Below are 26,622 nucleotides of genomic sequence, written 5' to 3'. Positions count from 1 at the left end.
GCAACGCCTGCAAAGCACGTCATTTCTCTTTGCTTTCGCCGCCACGACTGCCTAATCAGGACATCCCCATCGGAACGATCGACGACCAGACATGTCCCAACGTCCGCCCGCGCCACCATCGCTGCAGGAACTGCGCAAGGAGATCGACGCGATTGACGAGGGCATGCATCGCCTCCTCATGCAGCGCGGCGAGATCATCGATCGCCTGATCCAGGTGAAGCAGACCCAGGAGGTCGGCTCGGCGTTCCGGCCCGCGCGCGAGGCTGCCATGATGCGCGAGATCGTGCAGCGTCATCGCGGCATCCTGCCGCTCGACACGGTCGAGAGCATCTGGCGCGTCATCATCTCGACCTTCACTTACGTACAGGCGCCGTTCTCGGTGCATGCCGACATCTCGGCCAGCGAGGCGGCGATGCGCGATTCCGTGCGCTTCAATTTCGGCTTCACCGTGCCTTACGTCGCGCATTTCAGCGCACAGGCCGCGGTCGAGGCGGTAGCGAAATCCAAGGGTGATCTGGCAATGGTCTCGGCGACCTCGAGCCGCACGCCATGGTGGCTGGAGCTGGAGGCCGACGGCGCGCCGAAGATCATCGCGCGGATGCCCTTCATCGAGCGCGCCGACCATCCGGCCGCCTTGCCGGTGTTCGCGATCTCGCGCGTCGCCGACAGCGCCCTGGTGACGGAGGTCGAGGCCTTCAGCGTGCGCGTCTCGGGATGGAACGCCGAGGTCGCCCGCGCGCTGTCGCCGCTCGCCGAGATCGTGGCCGTGCCTGATACCGCCTTCGACGGCGCGGCGCTCTTGGTCTCGGTCACCGGCGCGACCAGCATCGACAAGATCAGGGCTGCCCTGATCGAGGCGGGGGCCTCGGTGCGCTCCGTGGCCCTCGTCGGCAGCCACGCAACGCGCTATACGGTGCCCCCGACCGGGCCGAAATCGTAAAATCGCGAGCAGCCCAGCCTATCCGGAGTCCAAGATGTCCCGCCCCGTGCCGAATCCCGGCATTCTCGATATTGCGCCCTACACGCCCGGCAAGAGCCCGGTGCCAGAGCCGGGCCGCAAGGTGTTCAAGCTCTCGGCCAACGAGACGCCGTTCGGGCCCTCGCCCAAGGCGATCGAAGCCTTCAAGCGCGTGGCAGATCATCTGGAGGACTATCCGGAAGGCACCTCGCGCGTGCTGCGCGAGGCGATCGGCCGCTCGTTCGGGCTCGATCCCAACCGCATCATCTGCGGCGCCGGCTCGGACGAGATCCTCAATCTGCTCGCGCACACCTATCTCAGCCAGGGCGACGAGGCGATCTCGACCACGCACGGCTTCCTTGTCTACCCGATCGCGACCATGGGGAACGGGGCCAAGAACGTGGTCGCGCCCGAAACCAACTTCACTGCCGACGTCGACGCCATTCTCAAAGCCGTGACGCCGCGGACAAAACTGGTCTGGCTCGCCAACCCCAACAACCCGACCGGCACCTATCTTCCGTTCGACGAGGTCAAGCGGCTGCGCGCCGGCCTGCCCTCGCACGTGCTGCTGGTGCTGGACGCCGCCTATTGCGACTACGTCTCGCGCAACGACTATGAGATGGGAATCGAGCTCGTCGCCACCACCGAGAACACGGTGGTGACGCACACCTTCTCCAAGATCCACGGCCTTGCCGCGCTGCGCATCGGCTGGATGTTCGGGCCCGAGCACGTCATCGACGCGGTCAATCGCATCCGCGGTCCCTTCAACGTGTCGACGCCGGCGATGTATGCCGCGGTCGCCGCGATCGAGGATACCGCGCATCAGGCGATGTCGAAGCAGTTCACCGAGACCTGGCGCAACTGGCTCACCGAGGAGATCGGCAAGCTCGGGCTGAAGGTGACGCCGAGCGTCGCCAATTTCGTGCTGATCCATTTCCCGACCGACAAGGGCAAGACCGCCGACGATGCCGATGCCTTCCTGACCAAGCGGGGGCTTGTGCTGCGCGGCTTGAAGAATTACGGCCTGCCGCATGCGCTGCGCATGACCATCGGCACCGAGGAGGCCAACCGCCTCGTGGTCGAAGGCTTGCGCGACTTCATGGGCGGCAAATGAGTGCGCAGGGGTACTTCCAGCGCGTGGCGCTGATCGGCTTCGGCCTGATCGGCGGCTCGATCGCGCGCGCTGCGAAGCTCCAGGGGCTGGCCGGTGAAATCGTCACCACCGCGCGCTCGGAGAAGACGCGCGCACGCGTCGCCGAGCTCGGCATCGTCGATCAGGTGATGGCGACCAATGCGGAGGCCGTGAGGGATGCCGATCTCGTCATCCTCTGCATTCCCGTCGGCGCCTGCGGACCCGTAGCGCAGGAGATCGCGCCGCATCTCAAGCCGGGTGCGATCGTCTCCGACGTCGGCTCGGTCAAGGGCGCTGTGGTCCGCGACATGGCCCCGCATCTGCCGGGCGGCATTCATTTCGTGCCGGCGCATCCGGTGGCAGGCACCGAGCATTCCGGCCCGGATTCGGGCTTCGCCGAGCTCTTCATCAACCGCTGGTGCATCCTGACCCCGCCTGATGGCAGCGACGCAGCGGCGACGGAGCACCTGCGCGCGTTCTGGGCGGCGATGGGCGCCAAGGTCGAGGTGATGACGCCGGATCATCACGACCTCGTGCTCGCCATCACCAGCCACCTGCCGCATCTGATCGCCTACACCATCGTCGGCACCGCCGACGAATTGGCGCAGGTGACGGAATCCGAGGTGATCAAATTCTCCGCCGGCGGTTTTCGCGATTTCACCCGCATTGCGGCGTCCGATCCGACGATGTGGCGCGACGTCTTCCTCGCCAACAAGGAGGCCGTGCTGGAGATGCTCGGCACCTTCACCGAGGATCTGGCAAAGCTCACCCGCGCGATCCGCCGCGGCGACGGGGAGGCGCTGTTCGACCACTTCACCCGCACCCGCGCCATCCGCCGCGGCATCGTCGAGATCGGCCAGGATTCCGCCGCGCCCGATTTCGGACGGCCGCATGCGGCGCTGAAGAAGCCGTGAGCCTGTAGCCCGGACAAAGCTGCGTAGCCCGGATGGAGCACAAGCGTAATCCGGGACAGTGCCAGCTGTGATCAAGAACCCCGGATTGCGCTGCGCTCCATCCGGGCTACGGGAGCCACCTAATACAGCGGCGGGATCTGACCGACCTTGACCGGGCCGAGCAGCACGGCACCGTCGACGAATTTCAGCGGGAAGCTCCGCGCTTTCTTGCCTTCCAGCGTGCTCTCGGTACCGATCGAATTGATGCCGGCGGCAACGCCGGCATTGGCGTTCTGCTTGATGACCTTGCCGAGGCCCGGCACGGCGCGGTCGAGCGCGCCAAACAGATTGTTGAGGTCCTGCGACTTCACGCCCGGCGCAACGCGGTCCAGCGTGGCCTGCGGCACGCCCTCCTCCAGCATCTTCTCGATGCCGAGCGCCGGGATCACGCGCTCGAGGCCGGTCACCGTCATCTGCAATTCGCCGTCGAGCCGGCCGTTGGGCGACAGGCCGAGCGTGCCGGCCGCGACCGCGATCATCTCGCCCTGCTGAATGCGCGACTGCACGATCTCGATGTGACCGCCGGCGGCCTGGATCTCGCGGAAGCGCTGCGGCCACGGTTTGGGCGTGAGGTCGGAGAGGCCGGTGATCTTGGCGCGGGTGTCCGCCTCGAACGGCTCGGCGAGCAGCGGATGCACGCCCTGGATGCTGCCCTGCGCGACATGGAGCACGGTCTCGATCACCGGATGATCGGCCGGCGAGCCATCGGCAAGGCGCCCGTGCAGTTCAACCTGCTTGGCGCGCGCAAGCGGCACCTGCACGCTGCCATCGAGACGGTTGAGGCTGGGGTCGTCGAACACGATGGAAGCGCGATCCGGCACAGCCGGCAGACCCGCCACACTGGCGCGGCCCTTGCTCCAATTCACGGTGAAGGTGTTTTGCGTAATGCCGTCGATCAGCGTGGCGGGCGCTGCGAATTCGGCGATGATGCGCTTGGGGTCGTAGACCTGGGCCACGACCAGGATGTTGTCGAGCTTGGCCGTGAACGGCGTCTTGCTCGCGTTCTGCGAGACCAGGGCGACGCTGGCGCCGGAGCACTGGACCTCGAAGCGGAACGGGAAGCCGGCGATCGAGCGCTTGGCACAATCATAGATGCGGCCGGCCTTGGCCTCCTGCGCCCGCCAGGCGTCGGCGACGATTTCGGCCTGCCACGCCGCATAGAACCAGAAGCAGGTCCAGCCGACGGCGAGGACCAGGACGAGAACGGGGGCAATGAAAAGGCCCCAGCGGGAGCGGCGGCCAGTGGCAACGGTCATATTGGACATGCGGCGACCCTTTGACGCCAGATTCAGGCAAATGTAAGCGGGGCGGGCCTGCGACGAAAGGCGCAGAAATCGCTTCGCTTGGGCGCAGGGTTCTGGTAGCCGTCCCCGAAATGTCCGAAATCACCCTCCCCTCCGTCACCACAGCCAAGGGCGACCTCTGGGTGTTCGGCTACGGCTCGCTGATGTGGCGGCCGGGCTTCGATTTCGAGGAGCGCGTCCCGGCGCGGCTGGTCGGCGAGCATCGCGCGCTCTGCGTCTATTCCTTCGTGCATCGCGGCACGCCGGAGAAGCCGGGCCTGGTGCTCGGACTAGACCGCGGCGGCGCCTGCCGCGGCATCGCCTTCCGTGTCGCCGAGACGAACCGTGCCGAAGTGGTCGCCTATTTGCGCGCACGCGAGCAGGTCACCTCGGTCTATCGCGAGGTGATGCGCTCGGTGTGGCTGGAGAACGATGCACGCCAGCGCGTCGCCGCGCTCGCCTACGTCGTCGACCGCGGTCATGTGCAATATGCCGGCCGCCTCTCGCTCGCCGAGCAGCACCGCCATGTCGTCCAGGGCCACGGCCAGTCCGGCGCCAACCGCGACTACGTCACCGCGACGGTGAAGGCGATCGAGGCCGAAGGCTTTCGCGACACGCAGCTGCATCAGCTTGCATTGATGCTGCATCGTGATGCGCATTCCCTGCACGCCGCGGATCGGGACCAGGATCGGGAAAGCCGCTAAAGCGGAATGCCTTAGGTTAAATCGATTGTCGCGACTCGTTCACCTCTCCCGCTTGCGGGAGAGGTCGGCGCGTCCGGGCGATGCGAAGCATCGTCCCGCGCGCCGGGTGAGGGCTTTCTCCTCTTGGGGATTGTCCCATTGCGGAAGCACCCTCTCCCCAACCCTCTCCCGCAAGCGGGAGAGGGAGCGCACCTCCGTCGTTGCGCGATCAAGCTTCATATCATCGCGCTTTAGCCAGTGGGCGCGTAGCTCGGCGCCGAGCCGATCAACTGCTCCTGCTCCTTCCGCCCTGCTTCGACGAGGCGGGCGGTCGCGTCCTCGATCGCCGCTTGCACGCGTGCGAGAAACTCGTCCTTCGGCAGGCCCGGCGGCAACGGTTCGAGAAACTCGACCACCAGCGTGCCCGGGTAGCGCATGAAGGTGCGGCGCGGCCAGAACAGGCCGGAATTGAGCGCGATCGGCAGGCACGGTACGCCGCAGGAGGAGTAGATCTGCGCAAAGCCGGTCTTGTAGTCGGGCGGCGCGCCGGGCGCGCGGCGCGTGCCTTCCGGAAAGATTACGAGCTGCTTTCCACTGCGCACCGCATCGCGCGCGCGCCGCGTCATGTCGAGCAGCGCCTTCACGCCGGCGTTGCGGTCGATCGCGATCATCCCGGTCTTGACCAGGAACTGGCCGAACACCGGGATCTGCATCAGCTGGCGCTTGAGGATGAAGATCGGCCGGTTGAAGAAACCCGGCAGCACGAAGGTCTCCCAGAACGACTGATGCTTGGCCACGATGAGCAGCGGTCCTTTCGGGATATTCTCGACGCCGCGGAATTCCACCTTGATGTTGCAGACCAGGCGCATCAGGACCAGCGTGGCCTTGGCCCACCATTCGGCGACCGTCAGCATGGCGCGCGGCGGCAATGCAAAGGTCGGCAGCGCAACGATCGCGAGACAGACCAGCACGGCGTAGAACAGCACGTTGAACACGAGCGAGCGCAGGAAAATCAGGAACATTGATGGTCCGATCAATTGGCCTGCGCGGTGGCGGGCCGCTTCGGTTGCTGACCTGCAGGCTGCTCCGACATCTCGGGCCAAAGGTCAATCCCGAAATCCTCCAGCCGCACCCTGAGCTCGGCCGCAATGTACTTGACGTATTCGGACAGGAGCAGCCGCAGCGTGGAGCCCGAGATCCACCACGGCTCCTCGCGCCATTTTTCGCCGACCACCGCGAACGGGATCAGCGTCGTCCGTGGCATCGCATGCGAGAATTCCACCAGGGCGCGCGGCATGTGATAGTTCGAGGTGACCACGATCAGAGATGTAAATCGGCGCCCCTCGGCCCAGCGCCGCGCCTCCGCCGCGTTGCCGCGGGTCGTGAGCGCGGTGCGGTCGAGATCGACGCAGCAGGTCATGAAGGACTGATTCTCCGGCAAGGTGCGGGAGATGTCGTTCGCCGTCGAGGTCGGATGCACGCCGGAGATCAGGAGCCGCCTGCCGTAGCCCGCAGCCAGCAGCTCCATCGCGTCCGATACCCGCGAGGAGCCGCCGGTCAGCACCACGATGCCGTCCGCCTTGCGGTCCGGCACCTTCTCGGCGCCGCGCAATTGCGACAGGAATGCAACGAAACCCGCGGCCGCGCCGACGAAGGCGAGCGCGATCGTCGATACGATTGCCGCGCGCAGCCAGCCGCGCGGCAGTTTCGGCGATCGATCGTCGGTCGGCGAGCTCATGCGATGTCGGTGATCCCTTCCCGATCTGATTTTATGACGTTTTGAGGCGAAGTGGAGTCCGGTTTAGCGAGCCTAGTCGACATCATTCAATGTCGCGAACAGCGTTTGGCGCGAGGCGACTGCGGTAATGGCGCCGATCAGGACGGCCTGAACCGCGAGCACGATGTAGCCGGAGGGGCGCAGCGAGAAGGTGCCGAGCAGCGCGGCGAACTGGTCGCCGACGGGAGTCCCGGAAAACCAGCCTGCGATGGATTCGGAGAAGCCGAACATCAGCATGGCGGCACCGCCGCCGATCACGCCGCCCTCCAGGCCCAGCCGGAGGAAATGACGCAGGAAGTGATTGGCGATGTAACGGTCGCCGGCGCCGACGAAATGCAGCACTTCGACGATCGGACGGTTCGCCGCCATGGCGCCGCGGGTCGCGAACGACACCGAGATGATGGTGGCGACGATGACGAGCGCGAGGATGCCGAGGCCGGCCAGCACAATGGCGTTCGTCATCAGGCGCATGCGCTCGATCCAGGCGCGGTGATCGTCGACGCTGGCGCTAGGGGCGACCTGCGCCACGCGCGCGCGCAAGGCGCCGAGATCGAGCGGCGTGCCCGGCTGCACGCGCGCGATGATCATGCGCGGCACCGGCAGATCGTCCATCGACAGGCCGGTGCCGAGCCAGGGCTCGAGCAGCTTGCCGCTCTCGTCCCTGGTGAACGGCTTGACCTCGACGATGCCGGCTTGCGCGCGCATCGCCTCGGCCACGGCTGCGGTGTCGCGCTCGAGATCGCGGCCGGCCTGCGGACGAACCTGGATGGTGATTTCGCTCGCGACGTCCGACTGCCATTCGGCCGCGGAGGCACTCACCAGCAGCACCGTGCCCGTGGCCATCGAGGCGAGGAAGGTCATGATGGCGACCACCGCGAGCAGCGCTCTGCCGTGGATCGAGGCGCGCGGCACGATCGGCGACATGTTGCGTGCCCTGGCCGGAAGCTGCGGACGCTCCTGCCCGAGGTCGACCAGCACGCCGCGCTCGTCCAGCCTACTCATAGACGTGCAGCCGTCCCTGGTGCAGCACCAGCCGCCGTGCTTCGTACTGGTCCATCAGCCCGATGTCGTGGGTGGCGATGATGACGGCGGTGCCTGATTTGTTGAGCTCGATGAAGAGTCGCAGCAGGCGGCGGCCGAGCGTCGGATCGACGCTGCCGGTCGGCTCGTCCGCGAGCAGCAGCTGCGGCCGCGAGATCACGGCGCGCGCGATCGCGGCGCGCTGCTTCTCGCCGCCCGACAGGATCGGCGGCAGCGCGTCCATGCGGTCGCCGAGGCCGACCCAGCGCAACAGGTCGATCACCTCCTTGCGATAGCTCGACTCGCTGCGGCCCATGACGCGGAACGGCAGCGCGACGTTCTCATAGGTTGTCATGTGATCGAGCAGGCGGAAATCCTGGAGCACGATGCCGATGCGCTTGCGTAAATCCGCGATCTCGTCCTTGCCGAGCTGCGAGATGTCGTGGCCGAACAGGTTGACGAGGCCCCGCGTCGGTCGATGCGACAGGAACAACAGGCGCAGCAGGGACGTCTTGCCGGCACCTGACGGTCCGGTGAGAAACTGGAAGGAATGCGCGGGAATCTGGAAGCTGAGGTCGCGCAAAATCTCCGGCCCCAGACCGTAACGCAATCCGACATTTTCGAACCGAACCAAGCTCAGCTCCGTTCGAGAGGGGGCGCGGGCCGCATTGCGGCGCTCCGCCATACGCGATCACCGGGTTTTGCCGCCGTTATGGTTTCCGGTTCGTTAACGGTCGCCCAGTAGCATAAGGGGCGCCCGGTCTCCGCGACCGTGGCATCGTCAAGACCTTCGTTCATGCATCAAGGCTCGTCCATGCATATCGTCTGCCCCCATTGTATGACATCCTACGCCATCAAGCTCGCGAGCCTTGGGGCGAACGGGCGGGCGGTCCGCTGCTCCCGCTGCAAGGAGACCTGGATCGCCCACGCCGAGGATGCCATCGAGGAGGCGTCCGTTCCGGCCATGGCGGCGGCCAGCCGAGCCGACGACCAGTCCGACCTCGCCGAACAATGGAACTCCTATGCCAAGGACGACGGCGCCACTGATGCGCCCGTCGTCGACAGCCCATCGATCGCCAGCGACTGGCCGGACGAGCAGGCCCGCGAAACCGAGGACGAATGGTCGGCAGCGGCCCGGCAGGCCGAAGAGGAGGCCGTCGGCGCGCAACACCAGTCCTGGTTCCGGAGCCTGTTCCCCCGCCGCGGCGCGCGGGTGAGCCGCCCGGTCGCCACCACAGCTCCGCGCAAATCCTATCTTGGCCTGCCGACCGCCTGCGCCGCGATGGGCGCGCTGGTGCTGGCACTAATGCTCTGGCGGGGCGATGTGGTGCGGCTGCTGCCGCAGACGGCAGCCTTCTACAAGATGGTCGGGCTCGAGGTGAACCTGCGCGGCCTCGCCTTCAAGGACGTCAAGCTCTCCAGCGAGACCGTGGACGGTAAGCAGGTGCTGGTGATCGAGGGTGTGATTGTCGGTGAGGGCAAGAAGCCGCTCGACATTCCGCGGCTGCGTTTTGCCGTGCGCGACGCCCAAGGCGCGGAGATCTATGCCTGGAATGCGGTGCTGGAGCAGACCGTGCTGCGGCCCGGTGAGCGCGCCTTCTTCCGCTCGCGCCTGGCCTCGCCGCCGCCGGAGGGCCGCAACATCGACGTTCGTTTCTTCAACCGGCGCGACATTGCCGGCGGCAGCGTATAATCGCCCCCCAGGGGAGGTCGATACCAAGGTTCGTGTCATGCCGAAAATCTTGATCGCCGACGACGAGGATTCGATGCGCACGCTGGTGGCGCGCGCCATCGCCATGGACGGCCACGAGATCGTCACCGCCCAGGACGGCGCTGAGGCGCTGGAGATCCTGACCCGCGAGGATGGCGCCTTCGACCTGTTGCTCACCGACATCCAGATGCCGCTGATGGACGGCATCGCGCTGGCGCTCTCCGCCGCGCGCGATTTCCCCGACCTGACCATCCTGCTGATGACCGGCTTTGCCGACCAGCGCGAGCGCGCCTCGAACCTGAACGCGCTGGTGCATGACGTCGTGACCAAGCCGTTCTCGGTCGCGGATATCCGCACGGCGGTCGCCGATGCGCTGGCGGCGAAGAAGACCTAGCGTCGGCGGTAGCCTCACATCGTCATTGCGAGCGCAGCGAAGCAATCCAGAGTCCCTCCGCGGAAAGATTCTGGATTGCTTCGCTACGCTCGCAATGACGAGGATGCAGCCGTCCCTCAAAATTCCTTCAGCAGCCGCTCGAGATAGTCGAGCTCGATCTGCGGCCGCGAGGGATCGCCGAGACGGCGGCGAAGCTCTTCGAGGATGCGGCGGACACGCTGCGTGTCGATCTCGCCGGGAATCTTGACCGTGTAATCGTCGCCGTATTCGCGGCCATGCAGCGGCCGGCCGAGCGGATCGGTCTGGTTGCCGCCGCTCTGCTGACGGCCGGCACGCTGGCCGGGGCCGTCGCCCTGGCCGTCGCCATCGCCCTGCTGCATCGCCTCGGCCATCTTCTGCGCACCCTTGCGCATCGCGTCGAGTGCCTTGCCCTGCGAGTCCACGGCGCCGTCGGCATTGCCCTCGCCGAGCTTTGATCCGGCATCGCCCATGGCACCGTCGGCTGCATCCAGGCTGCCGTCATCGCCCTGGTCGCCGTCCTGATCGCCGTTCTGGCCGGGCTGGCCCTGCTCGCCTTGCTGACCCTTCTGGCCCTTCTGTGCCTGCTGGCCCTGCTGGCCCTGCTGGCCTTTCTGCCCCTTCTGGGTGAGGCCGCGCTTGGCAAGCTCGTCCTGCAGCTTCTTCAGACGGTCGCGCAGTCCCTGCTGGTCCTGCTGCAGCTCCGACATGGACTGATCGCCCTGCTGCTGCTTGCCACGCGAGCGGTCGCGCCGGGAATCCTGGCCCTGCTTGAACGTCTTGTCGCGCAATTGCTGCTGCTTGCGGATCATGTCGCCGAGCTCATTGAGCGCCTGCTCCATGTCGCTCTCGCCGGACTGCCCGGGCTGCGCCATCTGCAGGCCTTCCAGCATCTGCTGGAGCTGGTCGAGCAATTGCTTGGCGGCATCCTTGTCGCCGGAGCGCGACAGGCGCTCCATCCGGTCGATCATGTTCTGCAGATCCTGCTGACGCAGGACCTTGGTGTTCGGATCGAGCGGCCGCGCCAGCTGCTGCGGGTCATTGTTGTTGCGGAACTGCTCGGCGAGCTGACGCATGAAATCGTTCAGCGCCTGGCGCAGATCCTGCGTGAGCTTCTTGATCTCCTCGTCGCTCGCGCCGCGCTCCAGCGCCTGCTTCAGCGCCTCCTGGGCCGCACGCAACGCCTTCTCGACGTCGGAGATCTTGCCGTCCTCGATCGTCACCGCAAGCGCCCACAGGCTCGCCACGACCTCGCGCAGGGCATCATCGGTGCGCGCCGCCTCGAGCTGCCGGGCCACGCTGTGCAGGCCGAGATATTGTCCCGGCTCCGGCGTGAACATTTCCGGGGCGATCATCAGGCCGTCGAGCGCGGCATAGACGTCCGAATTCTTGTTGGCGTCGAGCGCGAGGATGCGGCGCTGCTCGATCAATGCACGGGCCAGCGGCTTGGTGAAGAGCCGCTCGGGCAGGCGCATGTTGAACGGCTCGCTGGCGGCCTCGTTGCCGGCCTCGTCCTTGGCCGTGAGCGTCAGCGTGACCTCGGCGCCGGCATAGGGATCCTCGCTGAGATCCTTCACGGATTGCCCGACGCCGTTGCGGGTGCGCGCATTCGGCAGCGCGAGCGGGAATTTCGGCGGCTGGAACAGCGGCCGCGGCGCCGTCCTGCTGTCGCCATCACCGGCCGCGGCCTTCGGACCATCCTTAGGGCCATCCTTGGAACCATCCTTGGCACCATCTTTGGCGTCGGCCGGCCGCGGGACGAATTTCGCCTCGGCGCCGGTGACGCCGTAATCGTCCTCGATCTTGTAGGAGAGCTGGAGCGCGCCGCGCGCCTGGCGCTCGGGATCCTTGGCGAGCGCGATCGTCGGCGGACGATCCGGCGTGGCGGCGAAGGCCCATTGCGGCTGGCCGGAGGGCGCCCGGACCTGCGCGGTGCCGTCGCCGGAGATCGCGAAATGCTTTTCGTTGGTCCCCTTGGGGCTGGCCTCAGTGGGGGCGACCTCCTTGAGGCCGCCGGCGACGGCGACATCCAAATTGCCGCCGGAGGAGCGCACGATCAGGGTCGAGCCGGCGGGAACGGCGAGCGGGCCGCTGGCGGGCAGCGCCGCCGCTTCCTTGTTGGCGGCCGACAGGATCACCGGCGGCCTGCCGGTGTAGAGCGGCGGCGTGACCCAGGCATCGACGCGAACATTGGTCGGCGCCAGCACCCCGTTCCAGTCGAAGGCGGCGCCAAGGCGCATCGCACGCTCGTCACCCGCGGCAAAGAAGGTCGCGACCAGCATCACCATCACGAGAGCACGGAGCGCCCAGGGGTCGTGAAGCGCGAGCCGGGGCTGCGGCACACCGGCGCGGATGCGCTTGATGGAGGCGAGCGTCCGCTCGCGCTGCGCCTGCCACAGCGCCTGCGCGACCGGATCCTGCGAGGTCAGCGTGTCCGTGAGCGTGGTGGCCGGGCGGTGCCGGATGCCGGAGCCACGGTCGAGCCGGGCGAGCGCTTCCTCGCGGCTCGGCCAGCGGAAGCGAATCAGCGGGAACAGGGCGGCCGCCGCGATCGCGGCGAAGAGGGCGAGGCCGACGGCCCTGGCCGTGAACGGCAGCGCCAGCCAGAGGCCGGCCCAGGACACCACCAGGAACAGGCCGACGACGGTCAGAAGGCGCGCCGCATTGGGCCAGGCACGCTCCCACGCGATGGCATAAGTCGCCCGATCAAGGGCCTGCGCCAGCTTGAGCCGCGACAGCGCATCACTGTCGCGGATCGGGTCTGACGGCTCGGGGGTGAGGCCGTTCAATCAACTCTCCAGGTTGCCCGGTAGAGCAGAGCCTATCACAACGGCAGCACTGAGGCATCCGTTCCTGTACGGGAGCGCCTCCTTTTCCCGCATAACACGAGGACGTGACTGGCCGGGTGCAACCCCGTAATTTCCGCGCGCCAATCTCGAGGGAAACGAAGGAAACGCCATGGACAAGAAGATGCACGACAAGGGCCTGGAAGTCCGCAAAGCGGTGCTGGGCGAGGCCTATGTCAACAACGCCCTGAAGAACGTCGACGATTTCAACCGCCCGTTCCAGGAGATGCTCAACGAATATTGCTGGGGCACGGTGTGGGGCCGCGAGGAGCTGCCGCGCAAGACCCGCAGCATGCTCAACATCGCCATGATCGCGATCCTCAACCGTCAGCACGAGTTTCGCGCGCATCTCAAGGGCGCGCTGACCAATGGCGTCACCCGCGAGGAGATCCGCGAGATCCTGATGCAGGTCGCGATCTATGGCGGCATGCCGGCCGCGGTCGACAGCTTCCGCATCGCGCGCGAAGTGTTCGCGGAGATCGACGGGAAGGCGTGAGACAGACTAACCGCTCTGAATCGTATTGCTCCGTCATTGCGAGCGGAGCGAAGCAATCCAGAATTCGTCCACGGAAACGCTCCTGGATTGCTTCGTCGCTTCGCTCCTCGCATGACGACGGGAGGAAAGAACACCATGGACATCGGATTCATCGGGCTCGGAAACATGGGTTTCCCGATGGCGCGGCGGCTGATCGAGGCGGGGCACAGGCTGGTCGTGTTCGACACGCGCAAGGAGGTCATGGACAAGCTGGTCGCGCGCGGTGCCATTGCCGCGTCGTCGCCGAAGGACGTCGCTGACCAGGTCGAGACCGTGATGGCGAGCCTGCCCTCGCTGCAGGCTTCGCTGGACGTTGCCACCGGCGCGGACGGCGTGATCGAGGGCAAGCGCGCCAAACGTTTCGTCGATCTCTCGACCGTCGGCTCGGCGATGGCCGCGAAGATTCACGGCCTGCTCAGAGAGCGCGGCATCGTGCAGATCGACTGTCCCGTCTCCGGCGGCGTCGGCGGCGCGGAGAAGGGCACGCTTGCCGTGATGGTGTCGGGCCCGAAAGCCGAGTTCGAGTTGCTCAGGCCCGCGCTCGAGGTGATCGGAAAGGTGTTCTTCATCGGCGAGAAGCCGGGCGCGGCGCAGACCATGAAGCTCGCCAACAATTTCCTGTCGGCGACCGCGATCGTGGCGACGTCGGAAGCCGTGGTGATGGGCGTCAAGGCCGGGCTCGATCCCGCCGTGATGATCGACGTCATCAATGCCGGCTCCGGCATGAACACGGCGAGCCGCGACAAGTTTCCGCGCGCGGTGCTGCCGCGCAGCTTCGACTTCGGCTTCGCCACGGGATTGATGGTGAAGGACGTCCGGCTGGCACTGGAGGAGATGAGGCAGCTCGGCCTGTCGATGGAGGTCGCCGACGCGGTCGGGCGGCTGTGGGAGACCGTGATCGCTGCGGAAGGCGCCGAGTCCGATTTCACCGCGGCGATCAAGCCGATCGAGAAGAAGGCGGGTGTGATCGTTGGCGGAAAAAACTGACGTTCAGCGAAATTGCGCGGTCGTGCTGAATTTGCCCGATAGTTCAAGCGGTTTTGCTCGACGACCACGCATCATTCCGAAACCCCTGGTCTACTGTGCATGGGGTTGTTTTGCAGGTTTTGGTCGCGGCCTCACAGCCACGGCGCCGGCGTGTCCATCGCAATGAGCTGCTCCACCTCCACGCGCGGGCGCACCACGGCGTATTGGTCGCCCTTCACCAGCACCTCCGGCACCAAGGGCCGGGTGTTGTAGGTGCCGGCCTGCACGGCGCCATAGGCGCCTGCGGTCATGATGGCGAGGAGATCGCCGGGCGCGGGCGTCGGCAGCGTGCGGTCGAGGGCGAGATAATCGCCGGTCTCGCAGACCGGGCCGACGACATCGGCCTTGATGGTGGCGGCGCCCTTGGCCGGCTGCTTCACCGGCAGGATGTCGTGATGCGCCTCGTACAGCGTCGGGCGGATGAGGTCGTTCATGGCAGCGTCGATGATGACGAAGTTCTTGCCGTCGCCGTGCTTCACATAGATCACCTTGGCGACGAGAATGCCGGCATTGCCGACGATCATGCGACCCGGCTCGAACATCAGCGTGCAGCCGAGATTGTGGCTGACGCGCTTGACCATGGCGGCATAGGCGGCGGGCGCCGGCGGCGCCTCGCGATCCATGTAATAGGGAATGCCGAGACCGCCGCCGAAATCGACGTGGCTGATGTCGTGGCCATCGGAGCGCAGCGTCTGCACGAATTCGGAGAGGATGCGGAACGCGGTCTCCATGCCGGACAGGTCGGTGATCTGGCTGCCGATATGCACGTCGGTGCCGGTCACCTTGATTCCGGGCAGCTTCGCCGCGCGCGCATAGACCTCGCGGGCATGCACGATCGGGATGCCGAACTTGTTCTCGGACTTGCCGGTGGAGATCTTTGCGTGCGTGCCGGCATCGACGTCGGGATTGACGCGGAGCGAGATGCGCGCGGTCTTGCCCATCTCGGTCGCGAGTCGCGACAGCAACTCGAGCTCCGGCTCGGATTCGACGTTGAGGCAGAGGATGTCGGCGGTGAGCGCCGCGCGCAGCTCTGCCTCCGTCTTGCCGACGCCCGAGAAGACGATCTTGCTGGCGGGAATGCCGGCGGCCAAAGCGCGCTTCAACTCGCCGCCCGAAACCACGTCGGCGCCGGCGCCGAGCTTGGCGAGCGTGCGCAGCACCGATTGGTTGGAGTTCGCCTTCATGGCGTAGCAGACCAGCACCTTCTCGCCGGCAAAGGCCTCGGTGAAGACGCGGTAGTGCCGCTCCAGCGTTGCGGTCGAATAGCAATAGAAAGGCGTGCCGACGGTGGCGGCCAGCTCGGACAGGTTCACCGCCTCGGCGTGCAGCACGCCGTTGCGATAGTCGAAATGGTTCATGGCGCAGGCTCGGTTGTCCCGGCTTATTTCCTGCCGGGAGGTTCGTCCAGGAGCGGATCGAGAATAAACGATTTCTTCCGGCCCTTGGCCGCCGCGGGCGCGGTATCCGCGCTGGCGGTGGGCTCGAACAGGCTCGGCGCCTTCTGGGCCGCCGTCTCGGGCTCGACGGGCGCGGCGCCCGTGGCCGCGGACGTGTTGGAGGCGGTCGGCGGCAGATCCAGCGGGCCCTTGCGGCCGCAACCGGCAAGCGCGAGCGCCGTCAGGCTCAAGATAATGATGGCCCACCCCGAGCCGGCCGGGCGAAACTTTGACGTCACGACGAAATCCCCACTACGCGCGGCGCACCATACAGAGATTGGCGCGTTCTGGCGAGAGCCGGATGACCATGAAACATAAGCGAAATTTTGCCTTCAGCCCAATTTTCGCTCTTTTTCCAGCCGCTTCGCCCAGGCCTTTGCCTGGGACGTCACATTCTTCGGCGCGGTGCCGCCAAAGCTGGTGCGGCTCTTCACCGACGATTCGACCGAGAGCACGCCGAGCACGTCCTTGGTGATCTTGGGCTCGATCGCCTGCATCTCCTTGAGCGGCAGCTCGTGCAGCGCAACGCCCCCCTCGGCGGCCTTGGCGACGATGCGGCCCGTGACGTGGTGGGCCTCGCGGAACGGCATCTTCAGCGTCCGCACCAGCCAGTCGGCGAGGTCGGTCGCAGTGGCGTAACCCTCGCCCGCGGCCGCCTTCATCTTGGCTTCGTCCGGAACGAGATCACGGACCATGCCGGTCATAGCGCGGATTGCCAGCGACAGTGCGGCAAAACCCTCCATGGCGCCCTGCTTGTCCTCCTGCATGTCCTTTTGATAGGCGAGCGGCAGGCCCTTCATGACGATCAGGAGGCCGTTGAGCGCGCCGATGACGCGGCCGGTCTTGGCGCGCACCAGCTCGGCGGCATCCGGGTTGCGCTTCTGCGGCATGATCGAGGATCCCGTGGTGAACTTGTCGCTGAGCCGGATCATGCCGACCAGCGGCGAGGTCCAGATCACGATCTCCTCGGCAAAGCGCGACATGTGCACGGCGCAGATCGAGGCAGCCGACAGCGTCTCCAGCACGAAGTCGCGGTCGGAGACGGCATCGAGCGAGTTCGCCATCGGCCGGTCGAACAGGAGCGCCTTCGCTGTGGCGTGGCGGTCGATCGGAAACGAGGTGCCGGCGAGCGCAGCCGCGCCGAGCGGCGATTCGTTCAGCCGCTTGCGGGCGTCCTGGAAGCGGCCGCGGTCGCGCGCGGCCATCTCGACATAGGCCAGCAGGTGATGACCGAAAGTGACGGGCTGCGCGGTCTGCAGATGCGTGAAGCCGGGCATCACGGTTGCGGCGTGCTCCAGCGCCCGCTCCACCAGGGCCTGCTGGAACGCGGCGAGCGCGGCATCGGTCTCGTCGATGACGTCGCGGACGAACAGGCGGAAGTCGGTCGCGACCTGGTCGTTGCGCGAACGCGCGGTGTGCAGCCTTCCGGCGGCCGGGCCGATCAGCTCCGACAGGCGGCTCTCGACATTCATATGGATGTCCTCGAGCGCGCGCTTGAATTCAAAGCCGCCCTTACCGATCTCTGACAGGATTGTGTCTAGACCCTTGCCGATATTTTTCGCATCAGAAGCCGTGATGATGCCCTGATTGGCCAACATCGCGGCGTGGGCCTTGGACGCGGCAATGTCCTGGGCGAAGAGGTGACGATCGACGTCGATGGAGACGTTGATCTCTTCCATGATCTCGTCGGGACGTTCCGAGAACCGGCCGCCCCACATCTTGTTGCTCATGATCCCCTGCTCACGCCTGATTTGCCGCACGTTTGCTGGCCGCGGCCAGCCGTATTAAGAGGCCCCTGATAGCCATATCTGCGACCGGATGACAAACGATATGCTCGACCAGAAGCCCTCCGCCACGCGCCGCATCCCCTTCGTCATCGCCGCCGTGGCGATCGTCGGGCTGGCCGGCTTCGCCGCGCTGTACGGGCTCGGCCCGAGCCGGGCGCCCTTGGGCGATCCGACCTGCAAGGCGGCGGTGGCGACGGCGCAGAAGATCGCCCCGTTCGCCCATGGCGAGGTGGCGGCGCTGACCATGGCGAGCGCCCCGCTGAAGCTGCCCGACCTCACCTTCGAGGATGCCGAGGGCAAGCCGAAGAAGCTGTCCGACTTCCGCGGCAAGACCCTGCTGGTGAACCTCTGGGCCACCTGGTGCGTGCCCTGCCGCAAGGAGATGCCGGCGCTGGACGAGCTCCAGGGCAAGCTATCGGGCCCGAATTTCGAGGTGGTGGCGATCAACATCGACACCCGCGACCTGGAGAAGCCGAAAACCTTCCTGAAAGAGGCCAACCTGACCCGGCTCGCCTATTTCAGCGACCAGAAAGCCAAGGTGTTCCAGGATCTTAAGGCCGTGGGACGGGCACTGGGCATGCCCACCTCCGTGCTGGTCGACCCGCAGGGGTGTGAAATCGCGACGATCGCGGGGCCGGCGGAATGGGCGAGTGAGGACGCGCTCAAGCTGATCCGCGCGGCAACCGGCAAGGCCGCCGCGGCGCTTTAAGGGTTTAGGCCGTCACATTGAGATTGCCGCCGACGCCGGGGGCGACATTGGCGAGCGAGGGCTGGCCGGTGCCGAGCAGCGTCAGGACGGTGGATTTCTCCATATCCGCGTTCTGCTTGGTCAGCGTCGCCGCGATATTCGACTGCAGCGCGCCTTGCTGTGCGGCCAGCATGCTGCTGACCATTGCCATCATGTCCATTACGCGAACCCTCGTGCCGGCCGTAACCTAGGCGCGAGAGGTTAACGCGACATGAATTGTCATGGAGCAGTACGGGCAATCGTGTCCCGGACAAGGGGCGGCACGCAAGTGACGCACCGCAGAGCCGGGACCTAGCCTTCAGCGCGCGGCTCCTGGGCCTCGGCTCTGCAGCGCTCCGCGCTGCGTCCGGGGCACAAGACCACCTTACCGCGTCGGCACCGGCTTGGCGCCGCGGTAGTCGTAGAAGCCGCGCTGGGTCTTGCGGCCGAGCCAGCCGGCCTCGACGTATTTGACCAGCAGCGGGCACGGGCGGTACTTGGAGTCGGCCAGCCCCTCGTGCAGCACCTGCATGATGGAGAGGCAGGTGTCGAGCCCGATGAAATCGGCAAGCTCGAGCGGACCCATGGGATGGTGGGCGCCCAGTTTCATCGCCGCGTCGATCGCCTCGACGTTGCCGACGCCTTCATACAGCGTGTAGATCGCCTCGTTGATCATCGGCAGTAGGATGCGGTTGACGATGAAGGCCGGGAAATCCTCGGAGACCGCGACCTGCTTGCCGAGCTTGCCGACGAATTCCTTGGCGGTCTCGAAGGTGGCGTCGTCGGTGGCGATGCCGCGGATCAGCTCGACCAGTTCCATCAACGGCACCGGATTCATGAAGTGAATGCCGATGAAGCGTTCCGGGCGGTCGGTGGCGGCGGCGAGGCGCGTGATCGAGATCGAGGACGTATCGGAGGCGACGATCGCCTCCGGCTTCAATACGGCGCAGAGCTCGTGGAAGATCTTGCGCTTGACCTCTTCCTTCTCGACCGCGGTCTCGATGACGAGGTCGCAATCGGCGAGATCGTCCAGCTTCTCGGCTAGCTTGATACGCGCAATCGCCTTGGCCCTGTCGTCCTCGGTGACGGCCTTCTTGGAGACCTGACGCGCCAGATTGCCGTTGATGGTGGCCATGCCCGACTTGAGGCGGTCGGCCGAAACGTCGTTGAGCACCACGTCGAAGCCAGCGAGCGCCGCGACATGCGCGATGCCATTGCCCATCTGACCCGCGCCGATCACGCCGACCTTCTTGATCACTGCCGCCATATTGTCATCCACCGGAACGGCGCGCGGGGGGCGCGCCCTGCCTTTTCCCCTCGAGCCGGGAGGTCCGATTTAATCAGAACCTTGGCTCGAAACCTAGATTGGATCGCCTCCAAGGCGCGCCCCACGCCAAAGAAAACGCCTCTGAAACGCAACACCGGCCGGAGTTTATACCTCCGGCCGGTGTTTTCGATGCCTTTTACTTGCCGAGCTTGCCGAGTTCGGCGGTCAGCTCCGGAACCGCCTGGTAGAGATCGGCGACCAGGCCGTAGTCGGCGACCTGGAAGATCGGCGCGTCCTCGTCCTTGTTGATCGCAACGATCACCTTGGAGTCCTTCATGCCGGCCAGATGCTGGATCGCGCCGGAAATGCCGACCGCGACATAGAGCTCGGGGGCCACCACCTTGCCGGTCTGGCCGACCTGCCAGTCGTTCGGCGCATAGCCGGCATCGACCGCGGCGCGCGAGGCACCGACACCGGCCCCAAGCTTGTCCGCGAGCGGCTCGATGTACTTGGCAAAGTTCTCGCGGCTCTGCATGGCGCGGCCACCGGAGACGATGATCTTGGCCGAGGTCAGCTCGGGGCGATCGCTCTTGGCGACTTCCTCACCGACGAAAGTCGACAGGCCCGGATCGGCCGCCGCCGCCACGGTCTCGACCGGGGCGCTGCCGCCCTCGCCTGCTGCGGCGAAGGTCGAGGTGCGGACCGTGATGACCTTCTTGGCGTCCTTCGACTTCACCGTCTGGATGGCGTTGCCGGCGTAGATCGGGCGCTCATAGGTATCGGGCGCGACCACCTTGGTGATCTCCGAGACCTGCATGACGTCGAGCAGAGCGGCGATGCGGGGCATCACGTTCTTGAAGCGCGAGGTCGCCGGCGCGACGATGGCGTCATAGCCGGACGCCAGCGACACCACCAGCGCAGCCAGCGGCTCGGCGAGATCGTGCGCGTAGAGGTCGCCATCGGCGAGCAGCACCTTCTTCACGCCAGCGAGCTTGGCAGCGGCATCCGCCGCGGCCTTGGCGTTCTGGCCGGCGACCAGCACCTCGACATCCGCGCCAAGCGCGGCAGCTGCGGTCAGGGCCTTGTTGGTGGCGTCCTTGAGCGACGCATTGTCGTGTTCGGCAATCAGAAGCGTCGTCATCAGAGCACCCCGGCTTCGTTCTTGAGTTTCGACACCAGCTCGGCGACGTCCTTGACCTTGACGCCGGCCTTGCGGCCCGCGGGCTCAGCCGTCTTCAGAACTTCGAGGCGCGCGGCGATGTCGACGCCGTAATCGGCGACCGTCTTCTCCGCGATCGGCTTCTTCTTCGCCTTCATGATGTTGGGCAGCGAGGCGTAGCGCGGCTCGTTGAGGCGGAGATCGGTGGTGACGATCGCCGGTCCCTTCAGCTTCACGGTCTGCAGACCGCCATCGACTTCACGCGTCACCTTGAAGTCGGTACCTTCGACCTCGAGCTTGGAGGCGAAGGTCGCCTGCGACCAGCCGAGCAGCGCGGCCAGCATCTGGCCGGTCTGGTTCGAGTCATCGTCGATCGCCTGCTTGCCGAGAATGATCAGGCCCGGCTGCTCTTCGTCCGCAACCTTCTTCAGGATCTTGGCGACGGCGAGCGGCTCGACGGTGCCGTCCGCCTTCACCAGGATGCCGCGATCGGCGCCCATGGCAAGACCGGTGCGGATCGTCTCGGACGCCTGCGCAGGTCCAATCGAGACCACCACGACCTCGGTGGCCTTGCCGGCTTCCTTCAGGCGCAGCGCTTCCTCGACAGCGATTTCGTCGAAGGGGTTCATGGACATCTTGACGTTGGCGAGTTCAACGCCCGATCCATCGCCCTTGACGCGGACCTTGACGTTGTAATCGACCACCCGCTTTACCGGCACTAAGACCTTCATCGATCCTCTTTCACTCAATTTGGGAGGGGGGGTTATCAACTGGCGCGGAACCTAAAGGCCCGATCTTCCCCGGTCAACGCGCGAACGGGTCTAATTTTGGCCTTCTGAAATGCGGGAGCGCGATGGGTCAGCGGTTCTGGCCGGGAACCCAGAGCACGTCGCCGGCGCCATTGCCGTTCACGACCCGGCTGGCCACGAAGAGAAAGTCGGACAGGCGATTCATATATTGGATGCCAGCCGCGCTGACCGGCTCGCCCGGCTGGGCCGCCAGTTCCACGATCACGCGTTCCGCCCTGCGGCATATCGTGCGCGCCACATGCAGATGGGCCGCGGCCGGCGTGCCGCCGGGAAGCACGAAGGAGGTCAGCGGCGCGAGCTTGTCGTTGAGCATGTCGATGTCGCGCTCGAGCCGCTCGACCTGGCTCGCCACCACCCGCAGCCGCTCGGCCTTGCCTTCCCGCTCCGGCACGGCGAGATCGGCACCAAGATCGAACAGATCGTTCTGGATGCGGCCGAGCATCGCATCGAGCTCGGGCATCTCCGCGGTGTAGAGCCTGACCACGCCGATCGCCGCGTTGGTCTCGTCGACGGTGCCATAGGCCTCGATTCGCAGATCGTATTTCGGACGCCGCTCTCCGGTTCCGAGCGCCGTCGTGCCATCGTCACCGGTCTTCGTGTAGATGCGGTTCAGCACCACCATGACTCAGCGTCCCATCGCCCAGACCGCGAGCATCGCGACGATGATCGCCACGAACTGAAGCAGCACGCGCCAGCGCATCAGCTTCTGCGAGGTGTTGGGCGAGCCGCCGCGCATCATGTTGATGAGCCCGAGCAGCAGCACCAGCGCCACGGCGCCGGCTGCGGCCGGCAGGATGAAAGTACTCAGGAAAGATGCCATTTGAGGGTAGATAACACCGTGTGTGCCGGTCCGCCATCTCCCCAGCTCGTCATTCCGGGGCGATGCGGCGGGATCGAGCGCAGCGAGACCCGGCGCGTCGAGCCCGGAATCCATCGCGCCACTTGCGCCGCGGCTAGATGGATTCCGGCCTCGCGCTGCGCGCGCCCCGGAATGACAAAGGGGGCTTCGCGAACTGGCTTTTGGGCCAAGAATATCAGATGGTAGCGCGATGATTTTTCGATTTGCGCCCATTGCTCGTTCTCCTGGCCTCTCCCTACGTGCAGAGGGAGAGAGCAGCGGTGTAGGTGCCAAGTGAAAGCCATCCGCTACATTTACTGCGTCGTTGAGGACGCATTCTACACGTTCCTCGCCGATGACGGCTGGGCGATCGCGAGCCACATCGCGCTGTCGACGCTGATGGCGCTGTTCCCATTCCTGATCGTGCTGACCGCGCTCGCCGGCTTCTTCGGCTCCAAGGAACTCGCCGACCAGGCCGCCAGCTTGATGCTCCAGGTCTGGCCCAAGCAGGTCGCCGATTCGATCTCGGGCGAGGTGCATGACGTGCTGACCACCACCCGGACCGGCCTTTTGACCATCGGCGCGGCGCTGTCGGTCTATTTCGCCTCGAACGGCGTCGAGGCGCTCAGGGTGGCGCTCAACCGCGCCTATGCGGTGGTGGAGATGCGAAGCTGGTACTGGCTCCGGCTGGAATCAATCGCCTATACGATCATTGCCGCCTTCACGGCGCTCGCCATGGCGTTCCTGATCGTGCTCGGTCCGCTCATTATCGAGGCGGCGCGGCGCCACATTCCGCTGTTCGTCGAATCCAACGAGAGCATCCTCACCTGGGTGCGCTACGGCATCTCCATCGGCGCGCTGGTGGTGGCGCTGATCATCCTGCACGCCTGGCTGCCGGCGGGACGGCGCAGCTTCCTGCAGATACTGCCCGGCATCGTCTTCACCATCGTGGCGTCACTGATCTCCAGCATCGTGTTCGGCCAATACCTGGCCCGCTTTGCCAACAACTACGTGACCATGTATGCGGGCCTCGCCTCGGTGATCATCGCGCTGGTGTTTCTGTACTTCATCGCCGCGATCTTCGTTTACGGCGGCGAGCTCAATGCCGCGATCATCAAGTCGCGGCTTCCTCACGGCGTGTCGCTTCAAGCAGCGCAGTCGCTAAAGCCCTCGGAGACACAGGCTTGACCAGGAAGGCGTCGGCCCCGGCTTCGCGCGAGGCGGCCTCGTCCTCGCCGCGGCCGGACACGCCGATGATCGGGATCCGAGCCAGCGGGGTTGGCAGCCTGCGGATCCGCCGGATGGCCTCGATGCCGTCGATGCCCGGCAGCACCATGTCCATCAGCACCGCGTCGAATGCGCCCTGCTCCAGCCGGTTCACGGTGTCCTCACCGCGCCCGATGAACTCGGCGTGATGGCCGAGCTCGGTCAGGATGGTGTTGAGCACGACGCGGCCGAACGGATTGTCCTCGACGCTGAGAACGCGAAGCGCAGCGGCCGCCTCGGGCTCGCTGCCGTCCTTTGCCTTGCGGGTCTTGCCCCGTCCCGCCAAGTCCAGCGACACCGTCAATGTGAAGGTGGCGCCGCCACCGCGGCGCGGAGCGACGGTGATGTCGCCGCCCATCGCCCGCGCCAATTGCTTGACCGAGGAGAGCCCCAAGCCGGCGCCGCCGAAGCGTGCGGCGATGGTGACATTGGCCTGGGTGAACGGGCGGAAAAGCCGCTTGATCTCGGCCATGGTCAGGCCGATGCCGCTGTCGGACACGGCGAAAGCGACGCCGACCCTGCCCTTTGCTTTGCCTTTGGCGGGACGCCACGGCTCGACGGCGAGGGCTACTCCGCCCTGGTCGGTAAATTTCACGGCGTTGTCGATCAGGTTCTCAAGCGCGGCGCGCAGGCGGACGGAATCACCGACCACGAGCCCTGGGATCTTGTCGGCGATCTCGACCTTGGCCTGGAGACCTTTGGCCGCGGCGCGGCCGGCCAGGGAATCGCCGGCGGTGCGGGCGAGCGCCTTGAGATCGAACAGATCCTGGCGCGGCGTGCTGCCGCCCTTCTCCGTTCTGGCAGCATCCACGAACAGCGTGGCGAGGCTCGCCAGATGCTCGGCGCCGGCCTTGATGGTGTCGGCCCAGCGCCGCTCCCGCTCGCCTAGGTCGGAGGTCGCGAGCAGGTCGCTGATCGCGAGAATGCCGGTCAGGGGGGTGCGGACCTCATGGGCAAACGCGGCCAGCGCCGCTTGGACGACATCCGGCGCAACCGCCTTGGTGCTGCGCTTGCGCAGCTGACCGCCCGCCTTGGGCCGCTTCCGAAGCGGCCGCCGCCTGGACGTCCGGGTGGTGCGCACTGGACGCGTTTTCGCCGCCATGAATCCCCTTCGAAGTACCCTCTTCGAACCCCGCGCTGGCCAAGCATGGCACGGAGGAACGCCCGGAGTCACGGCGACGTTTCGCTAACCCCCAGAGAAACTTAACCTAATCCCACCAGCCGGCGGATCGCGGCAGGCGTGAGGCCGGCCGCGCGCAATTCGCGCAGACCGGTCGAGCGGCCCGATTTCGACAGCTTCCGACCCGCCTCATCGCGAATCAGCCGGTGATGGCGATAGGCCGGCTCGGGCAGGCCGAGCAGAACCTGGAGCAGGCGGTGCACCGCGGTGGCGTAAAACAGGTCCTGCCCCCGCACGATCTCGCTGGCGCCCTGGAGCGCGTCGTCGACGACCACCGAGAGATGGTAGCTGGTCGGCGTCTCCTTGCGGGCCAGGATGACATCGCCCCAGGCCTCCGGCCGCGCCGGCACCACGCCGCGCTCGCCGTCCGGCCCCTCGCCGAGCTCGTTCCAGCTCACGCCGGGGGCGTGACGGCAGGCGGCCGCCATGTCGAGCCGCAGCGCATAGGGCGCGCCCGAGGCGATCAGCTGCGCGCGCGCGTCAGCCGAGAGCGATTTGGCTTCGCCCGGATAAAGCGGCGGGCCGTCGGGATCACGTGGCCACGGCCCGCCGGCCTCGCGCGCCGCCACCAGCCTTGCGATCTCGGCGCGGCTTTCGAAGGCGGGATAGACGAGACCGAGCGCAGAGAGCTTGTCCAGCGCAGCGCGATAATCGGCGAGATGTTCGGATTGACGCCGCACCGGGGTCTCCCAGGCAATCCCAAGCCAGGCGAGATCCTCGTAGATCGCCGCCTCGAACTCCGGCCGGCACCGCGTCGCGTCGATGTCCTCGATCCGCAGCAGCAATCGGCCGCCGGACTCGCGCGCTCGGTCGAAATTGAGCAGCGCGGAATAGGCGTGGCCGAGATGCAGGAAGCCGTTCGGGCTCGGGGCGAATCGGAAAACGGGTAGCATCATGCAGGTTGGAACGGGAAGCTGACGCCGTTCTCCCCTTCGAGGCGCTCCACGACGCCACGGTAGAACTGCTCTGCCCGAAGGACCAATTCTTCCGATGCACTCGCCCCACCTCCTTCGAATGCTCCGCGCGCGAGCTCGAATTCCGAATCGACGAAATTGGCCACCGCGCGTGGCAACGGGGCTGAGCCGAGTTCGTGCGAAATCGCCTTCCGCTCCATGAGACCGGCAATCTCCGCTTTCAATTCGTCCGGCGGATCACACTCCTTCATGAGGGTGGGGAAATTCATCGGCGCGACGGCTTCCTCCGGACGCATGCGCAGCCATCGCAAAGCGGCCGCGGGTCGAAGCGCGTAGAAGATCTTCTTTTGCGGAACGCTCGTCCCATCGCCGAAATAAACCCGTCGCTGACGCTCGCCGAGATGAAGATAATGTCGGCAGATCGCCTCCCGGCTCGCAGCCTCTCTGGCAAAGGCCAGAAATTCATCGCGAAACCATGCTCGTCCGCGGTAAACGACGGGCGAGCACAGCCACTCCACGATCACCGCATTACCCTTCAACAGGAGCTGGAGCGCCTTGCGCAAATCCCAACCGTTGGCGTCAAGATCTCCCTCGAAGGGGAGTTCGATGACGTCGCGGCTGACCCACGGCGTAATGTGATCCATCGCGCGGCGCACATAGACAAAACGACAATCATAGTCGCTATCAGGAGACGCAAACCCCCAAGCTCGGCTTCCGCTTTCGATGGCCAGTGGAAGGAAGACTCGGTGTTCCTCGACGACGCGATCCAGCATGGCATCGATCAAGGCGACTTTTTCGCCGTCCATCTCCACGGGAATACTTCTCAAAGTCATCGAACGCTTCCGGGATTCCGATAGTATGGTCTTAATCCTATCGTCCTAAGCCGTCCACAGGACGCCAAAT

At 66.0% G+C, this 26,622-nt stretch carries 28 protein-coding genes; 10 read left to right on the top strand and 18 right to left on the bottom strand.

Going from position 1 to position 26,622, the window contains the following annotated elements; genetic code table 11:
• The first annotated feature begins 91 nt into the window (after positions 1 to 91).
• From GA0061099_RS09635 to GA0061099_RS09625, 3 genes are read left to right on the top strand one after another with little or no spacing between them, the layout of a single operon-like run.
• Positions 92 to 940, top strand: coding sequence for a chorismate mutase (locus GA0061099_RS09635; protein WP_036020804.1), 849 nt, complete (start codon positions 92 to 94; stop codon positions 938 to 940).
• Between the two features lie 34 nt (positions 941 to 974).
• Positions 975 to 2,072, top strand: coding sequence for a histidinol-phosphate transaminase (gene hisC, locus GA0061099_RS09630; protein WP_036020802.1), 1,098 nt, complete (start codon positions 975 to 977; stop codon positions 2,070 to 2,072).
• Positions 2,069 to 3,004, top strand: a complete 936-nt coding sequence (locus GA0061099_RS09625; RefSeq protein WP_036020800.1) for a prephenate/arogenate dehydrogenase family protein — start codon at positions 2,069 to 2,071, stop codon at positions 3,002 to 3,004. The genes hisC and GA0061099_RS09625 overlap by 4 nt, the downstream gene beginning before the upstream one ends.
• 119 nt (positions 3,005 to 3,123) lie before the next feature.
• Here GA0061099_RS09625 and GA0061099_RS09620 read toward each other — a convergent pair whose 3' ends face one another.
• Positions 3,124 to 4,308, bottom strand: coding sequence for a DUF2125 domain-containing protein (locus GA0061099_RS09620; protein WP_036020798.1), 1,185 nt, complete (start codon positions 4,306 to 4,308; stop codon positions 3,124 to 3,126).
• A gap of 110 nt (positions 4,309 to 4,418) precedes the next feature.
• On the opposite strand from GA0061099_RS09620, the gene GA0061099_RS09615 reads away from it, so the two are divergent.
• Positions 4,419 to 5,030, top strand: a complete 612-nt coding sequence (locus tag GA0061099_RS09615) for a gamma-glutamylcyclotransferase (RefSeq protein ID WP_036020795.1) — start codon at positions 4,419 to 4,421, stop codon at positions 5,028 to 5,030.
• A 230-nt stretch (positions 5,031 to 5,260) separates the two neighbouring features.
• On the opposite strand, the gene GA0061099_RS09610 is transcribed toward GA0061099_RS09615, so the two are convergent.
• From GA0061099_RS09610 to ftsE, 4 genes are all read right to left on the bottom strand, one after another.
• The gene (locus GA0061099_RS09610; RefSeq protein WP_036020793.1) at positions 5,261 to 6,031 is read right to left on the bottom strand and encodes a lysophospholipid acyltransferase family protein; all 771 of its coding nucleotides are present in this window, start codon (positions 6,029 to 6,031) and stop codon (positions 5,261 to 5,263) included.
• A gap of 11 nt (positions 6,032 to 6,042) precedes the next feature.
• On the bottom strand, positions 6,043 to 6,747 hold the full coding sequence (locus tag GA0061099_RS09605; protein WP_036020790.1) for a YdcF family protein: 705 nt from the start codon (positions 6,745 to 6,747) through the stop codon (positions 6,043 to 6,045).
• A 72-nt stretch (positions 6,748 to 6,819) separates the two neighbouring features.
• Entirely contained in the window at positions 6,820 to 7,788 is a 969-nt protein-coding gene (locus tag GA0061099_RS09600) for a cell division protein FtsX (RefSeq protein WP_036020788.1), read from the bottom strand.
• Positions 7,781 to 8,440 carry a cell division ATP-binding protein FtsE gene (gene ftsE, locus GA0061099_RS09595; protein WP_018646542.1) on the bottom strand — a complete coding sequence of 220 codons (660 nt, stop codon included), beginning with the start codon at positions 8,438 to 8,440 and terminating at the stop codon, positions 7,781 to 7,783. Before ftsE ends, GA0061099_RS09600 begins: the two co-directional genes overlap by 8 nt.
• A gap of 180 nt (positions 8,441 to 8,620) precedes the next feature.
• On the opposite strand from ftsE, the gene GA0061099_RS09590 reads away from it, so the two are divergent.
• Positions 8,621 to 9,499 carry an MJ0042-type zinc finger domain-containing protein gene (locus tag GA0061099_RS09590; protein ID WP_036020774.1) on the top strand — a complete coding sequence of 293 codons (879 nt, stop codon included), beginning with the start codon at positions 8,621 to 8,623 and terminating at the stop codon, positions 9,497 to 9,499.
• 37 nt (positions 9,500 to 9,536) lie between these two features.
• Entirely contained in the window at positions 9,537 to 9,911 is a 375-nt protein-coding gene (locus GA0061099_RS09585; RefSeq protein ID WP_074447653.1) for a response regulator, read from the top strand.
• A gap of 116 nt (positions 9,912 to 10,027) precedes the next feature.
• Here the strand turns inward: GA0061099_RS09585 and GA0061099_RS09580 are convergent, their stop codons facing one another.
• Positions 10,028 to 12,718, bottom strand: a complete 2,691-nt coding sequence (locus GA0061099_RS09580) for a TIGR02302 family protein (protein WP_036020765.1) — start codon at positions 12,716 to 12,718, stop codon at positions 10,028 to 10,030.
• Between the two features lie 169 nt (positions 12,719 to 12,887).
• Here GA0061099_RS09580 and GA0061099_RS09575 point away from each other — a divergent pair, with 169 nt between their 5' ends.
• Positions 12,888 to 13,271 carry a carboxymuconolactone decarboxylase family protein gene (locus tag GA0061099_RS09575; RefSeq protein ID WP_028134137.1) on the top strand — a complete coding sequence of 128 codons (384 nt, stop codon included), beginning with the start codon at positions 12,888 to 12,890 and terminating at the stop codon, positions 13,269 to 13,271.
• A gap of 135 nt (positions 13,272 to 13,406) precedes the next feature.
• Positions 13,407 to 14,297 carry an NAD(P)-dependent oxidoreductase gene (locus GA0061099_RS09570; protein ID WP_036020771.1) on the top strand — a complete coding sequence of 297 codons (891 nt, stop codon included), beginning with the start codon at positions 13,407 to 13,409 and terminating at the stop codon, positions 14,295 to 14,297.
• 131 nt (positions 14,298 to 14,428) lie between these two features.
• On the opposite strand, the gene lysA is transcribed toward GA0061099_RS09570, so the two are convergent.
• The 3 genes from lysA to argH all read right to left on the bottom strand — a co-directional run bounded on the left by lysA (position 14,429) and on the right by argH (position 17,502).
• Entirely contained in the window at positions 14,429 to 15,694 is a 1,266-nt protein-coding gene (lysA, locus tag GA0061099_RS09565) for a diaminopimelate decarboxylase (RefSeq protein WP_036020763.1), read from the bottom strand.
• Between the two features lie 23 nt (positions 15,695 to 15,717).
• Positions 15,718 to 16,011 (bottom strand): LPS translocon maturation chaperone LptM, encoded by a 294-nt coding sequence (lptM, locus tag GA0061099_RS09560; protein WP_036020760.1) that lies wholly within the window; start codon positions 16,009 to 16,011, stop codon positions 15,718 to 15,720.
• A gap of 93 nt (positions 16,012 to 16,104) precedes the next feature.
• Complete coding sequence (argH, locus tag GA0061099_RS09555) at positions 16,105 to 17,502, bottom strand: argininosuccinate lyase (RefSeq protein ID WP_036020757.1); 1,398 nt, start codon at positions 17,500 to 17,502, stop codon at positions 16,105 to 16,107.
• 100 nt (positions 17,503 to 17,602) lie between these two features.
• Between argH and tlpA the strand changes: the two genes are divergently transcribed.
• Complete coding sequence (gene tlpA / locus GA0061099_RS09550; RefSeq protein ID WP_036020769.1) at positions 17,603 to 18,268, top strand: thiol:disulfide interchange protein TlpA; 666 nt, start codon at positions 17,603 to 17,605, stop codon at positions 18,266 to 18,268.
• A gap of 4 nt (positions 18,269 to 18,272) precedes the next feature.
• Here tlpA and GA0061099_RS09545 read toward each other — a convergent pair whose 3' ends face one another.
• From GA0061099_RS09545 to GA0061099_RS09520, 6 genes are all read right to left on the bottom strand, one after another.
• On the bottom strand, positions 18,273 to 18,467 hold the full coding sequence (locus GA0061099_RS09545) for a glutathione S-transferase family protein (protein ID WP_036020754.1): 195 nt from the start codon (positions 18,465 to 18,467) through the stop codon (positions 18,273 to 18,275).
• A gap of 204 nt (positions 18,468 to 18,671) precedes the next feature.
• Complete coding sequence (locus tag GA0061099_RS09540; RefSeq protein WP_036020751.1) at positions 18,672 to 19,553, bottom strand: 3-hydroxybutyryl-CoA dehydrogenase; 882 nt, start codon at positions 19,551 to 19,553, stop codon at positions 18,672 to 18,674.
• Between the two features lie 196 nt (positions 19,554 to 19,749).
• Positions 19,750 to 20,694 (bottom strand): electron transfer flavoprotein subunit alpha/FixB family protein, encoded by a 945-nt coding sequence (locus GA0061099_RS09535; protein ID WP_036020748.1) that lies wholly within the window; start codon positions 20,692 to 20,694, stop codon positions 19,750 to 19,752.
• Positions 20,694 to 21,443 (bottom strand): electron transfer flavoprotein subunit beta/FixA family protein, encoded by a 750-nt coding sequence (locus GA0061099_RS09530; RefSeq protein ID WP_036020746.1) that lies wholly within the window; start codon positions 21,441 to 21,443, stop codon positions 20,694 to 20,696. The genes GA0061099_RS09535 and GA0061099_RS09530 overlap by 1 nt, the downstream gene beginning before the upstream one ends.
• A 127-nt stretch (positions 21,444 to 21,570) precedes the next feature.
• Positions 21,571 to 22,143 (bottom strand): cob(I)yrinic acid a,c-diamide adenosyltransferase, encoded by a 573-nt coding sequence (locus GA0061099_RS09525; protein ID WP_035996833.1) that lies wholly within the window; start codon positions 22,141 to 22,143, stop codon positions 21,571 to 21,573.
• 3 nt (positions 22,144 to 22,146) lie between these two features.
• A complete protein-coding gene (locus tag GA0061099_RS09520) occupies positions 22,147 to 22,341 on the bottom strand; it encodes a twin transmembrane helix small protein (RefSeq protein WP_036020744.1) in 195 nt (64 codons plus the stop codon).
• A 312-nt stretch (positions 22,342 to 22,653) separates the two neighbouring features.
• Here GA0061099_RS09520 and GA0061099_RS09515 point away from each other — a divergent pair, with 312 nt between their 5' ends.
• Positions 22,654 to 23,547 (top strand): YihY/virulence factor BrkB family protein, encoded by an 894-nt coding sequence (locus GA0061099_RS09515; protein WP_035996826.1) that lies wholly within the window; start codon positions 22,654 to 22,656, stop codon positions 23,545 to 23,547.
• On the opposite strand, the gene GA0061099_RS09510 is transcribed toward GA0061099_RS09515, so the two are convergent.
• The 3 genes from GA0061099_RS09510 to GA0061099_RS09500 all read right to left on the bottom strand — a co-directional run bounded on the left by GA0061099_RS09510 (position 23,474) and on the right by GA0061099_RS09500 (position 26,525).
• A complete protein-coding gene (locus tag GA0061099_RS09510; RefSeq protein WP_036020741.1) occupies positions 23,474 to 24,727 on the bottom strand; it encodes an ATP-binding protein in 1,254 nt (417 codons plus the stop codon). The genes GA0061099_RS09515 and GA0061099_RS09510 overlap by 74 nt on opposite strands.
• 101 nt (positions 24,728 to 24,828) lie before the next feature.
• Complete coding sequence (gluQRS, locus tag GA0061099_RS09505) at positions 24,829 to 25,701, bottom strand: tRNA glutamyl-Q(34) synthetase GluQRS (protein WP_074447652.1); 873 nt, start codon at positions 25,699 to 25,701, stop codon at positions 24,829 to 24,831.
• Positions 25,698 to 26,525, bottom strand: coding sequence for a nucleotidyltransferase domain-containing protein (locus GA0061099_RS09500; protein ID WP_244429300.1), 828 nt, complete (start codon positions 26,523 to 26,525; stop codon positions 25,698 to 25,700). The genes gluQRS and GA0061099_RS09500 overlap by 4 nt, the downstream gene beginning before the upstream one ends.
• Between the last annotated feature and the right edge of the window lie 97 nt (positions 26,526 to 26,622).

Source organism: Bradyrhizobium yuanmingense (assembly GCF_900094575.1).
GTDB classification, from domain to species: Bacteria; Pseudomonadota; Alphaproteobacteria; order Rhizobiales; family Xanthobacteraceae; genus Bradyrhizobium; species Bradyrhizobium yuanmingense.
Note: the sequence above shows the minus strand (reverse complement) of the source record. Positions and strands in the feature narration are given on the sequence as shown.

What these genes read in the sequence shown, in the direction of transcription:
- GA0061099_RS09605 (WP_036020790.1), bottom strand. Translation starts at nt 6,747, where the DNA reads ATGAGCTCGCCGACCGACGATCGATCGCCGAAACTGCCGCGCGGCTGG.
- GA0061099_RS09525 (WP_035996833.1), bottom strand. Translation starts at nt 22,143, where the DNA reads ATGGTGGTGCTGAACCGCATCTACACGAAGACCGGTGACGATGGCACG.
- GA0061099_RS09540 (WP_036020751.1), bottom strand. Translation starts at nt 19,553, where the DNA reads ATGGCGGCAGTGATCAAGAAGGTCGGCGTGATCGGCGCGGGTCAGATG.
- GA0061099_RS09510 (WP_036020741.1), bottom strand. Translation starts at nt 24,727, where the DNA reads ATGGCGGCGAAAACGCGTCCAGTGCGCACCACCCGGACGTCCAGGCGG.
- GA0061099_RS09620 (WP_036020798.1), bottom strand. Translation starts at nt 4,308, where the DNA reads ATGTCCAATATGACCGTTGCCACTGGCCGCCGCTCCCGCTGGGGCCTT.
- GA0061099_RS09585 (WP_074447653.1), top strand. Translation starts at nt 9,537, where the DNA reads ATGCCGAAAATCTTGATCGCCGACGACGAGGATTCGATGCGCACGCTG.
- argH (WP_036020757.1), bottom strand. Translation starts at nt 17,502, where the DNA reads ATGAGCAACAAGATGTGGGGCGGCCGGTTCTCGGAACGTCCCGACGAG.
- GA0061099_RS09625 (WP_036020800.1), top strand. Translation starts at nt 2,069, where the DNA reads ATGAGTGCGCAGGGGTACTTCCAGCGCGTGGCGCTGATCGGCTTCGGC.
- GA0061099_RS09615 (WP_036020795.1), top strand. Translation starts at nt 4,419, where the DNA reads ATGTCCGAAATCACCCTCCCCTCCGTCACCACAGCCAAGGGCGACCTC.
- GA0061099_RS09610 (WP_036020793.1), bottom strand. Translation starts at nt 6,031, where the DNA reads ATGTTCCTGATTTTCCTGCGCTCGCTCGTGTTCAACGTGCTGTTCTAC.
- GA0061099_RS09530 (WP_036020746.1), bottom strand. Translation starts at nt 21,443, where the DNA reads ATGAAGGTCTTAGTGCCGGTAAAGCGGGTGGTCGATTACAACGTCAAG.
- lysA (WP_036020763.1), bottom strand. Translation starts at nt 15,694, where the DNA reads ATGAACCATTTCGACTATCGCAACGGCGTGCTGCACGCCGAGGCGGTG.
- GA0061099_RS09590 (WP_036020774.1), top strand. Translation starts at nt 8,621, where the DNA reads ATGCATATCGTCTGCCCCCATTGTATGACATCCTACGCCATCAAGCTC.
- gluQRS (WP_074447652.1), bottom strand. Translation starts at nt 25,701, where the DNA reads ATGATGCTACCCGTTTTCCGATTCGCCCCGAGCCCGAACGGCTTCCTG.
- GA0061099_RS09545 (WP_036020754.1), bottom strand. Translation starts at nt 18,467, where the DNA reads ATGGACATGATGGCAATGGTCAGCAGCATGCTGGCCGCACAGCAAGGC.
- GA0061099_RS09520 (WP_036020744.1), bottom strand. Translation starts at nt 22,341, where the DNA reads ATGGCATCTTTCCTGAGTACTTTCATCCTGCCGGCCGCAGCCGGCGCC.
- GA0061099_RS09570 (WP_036020771.1), top strand. Translation starts at nt 13,407, where the DNA reads ATGGACATCGGATTCATCGGGCTCGGAAACATGGGTTTCCCGATGGCG.
- tlpA (WP_036020769.1), top strand. Translation starts at nt 17,603, where the DNA reads ATGCTCGACCAGAAGCCCTCCGCCACGCGCCGCATCCCCTTCGTCATC.
- GA0061099_RS09535 (WP_036020748.1), bottom strand. Translation starts at nt 20,694, where the DNA reads ATGACGACGCTTCTGATTGCCGAACACGACAATGCGTCGCTCAAGGAC.
- hisC (WP_036020802.1), top strand. Translation starts at nt 975, where the DNA reads ATGTCCCGCCCCGTGCCGAATCCCGGCATTCTCGATATTGCGCCCTAC.
- GA0061099_RS09600 (WP_036020788.1), bottom strand. Translation starts at nt 7,788, where the DNA reads ATGAGTAGGCTGGACGAGCGCGGCGTGCTGGTCGACCTCGGGCAGGAG.
- GA0061099_RS09575 (WP_028134137.1), top strand. Translation starts at nt 12,888, where the DNA reads ATGGACAAGAAGATGCACGACAAGGGCCTGGAAGTCCGCAAAGCGGTG.
- GA0061099_RS09500 (WP_244429300.1), bottom strand. Translation starts at nt 26,525, where the DNA reads ATGGACGGCGAAAAAGTCGCCTTGATCGATGCCATGCTGGATCGCGTC.
- GA0061099_RS09635 (WP_036020804.1), top strand. Translation starts at nt 92, where the DNA reads ATGTCCCAACGTCCGCCCGCGCCACCATCGCTGCAGGAACTGCGCAAG.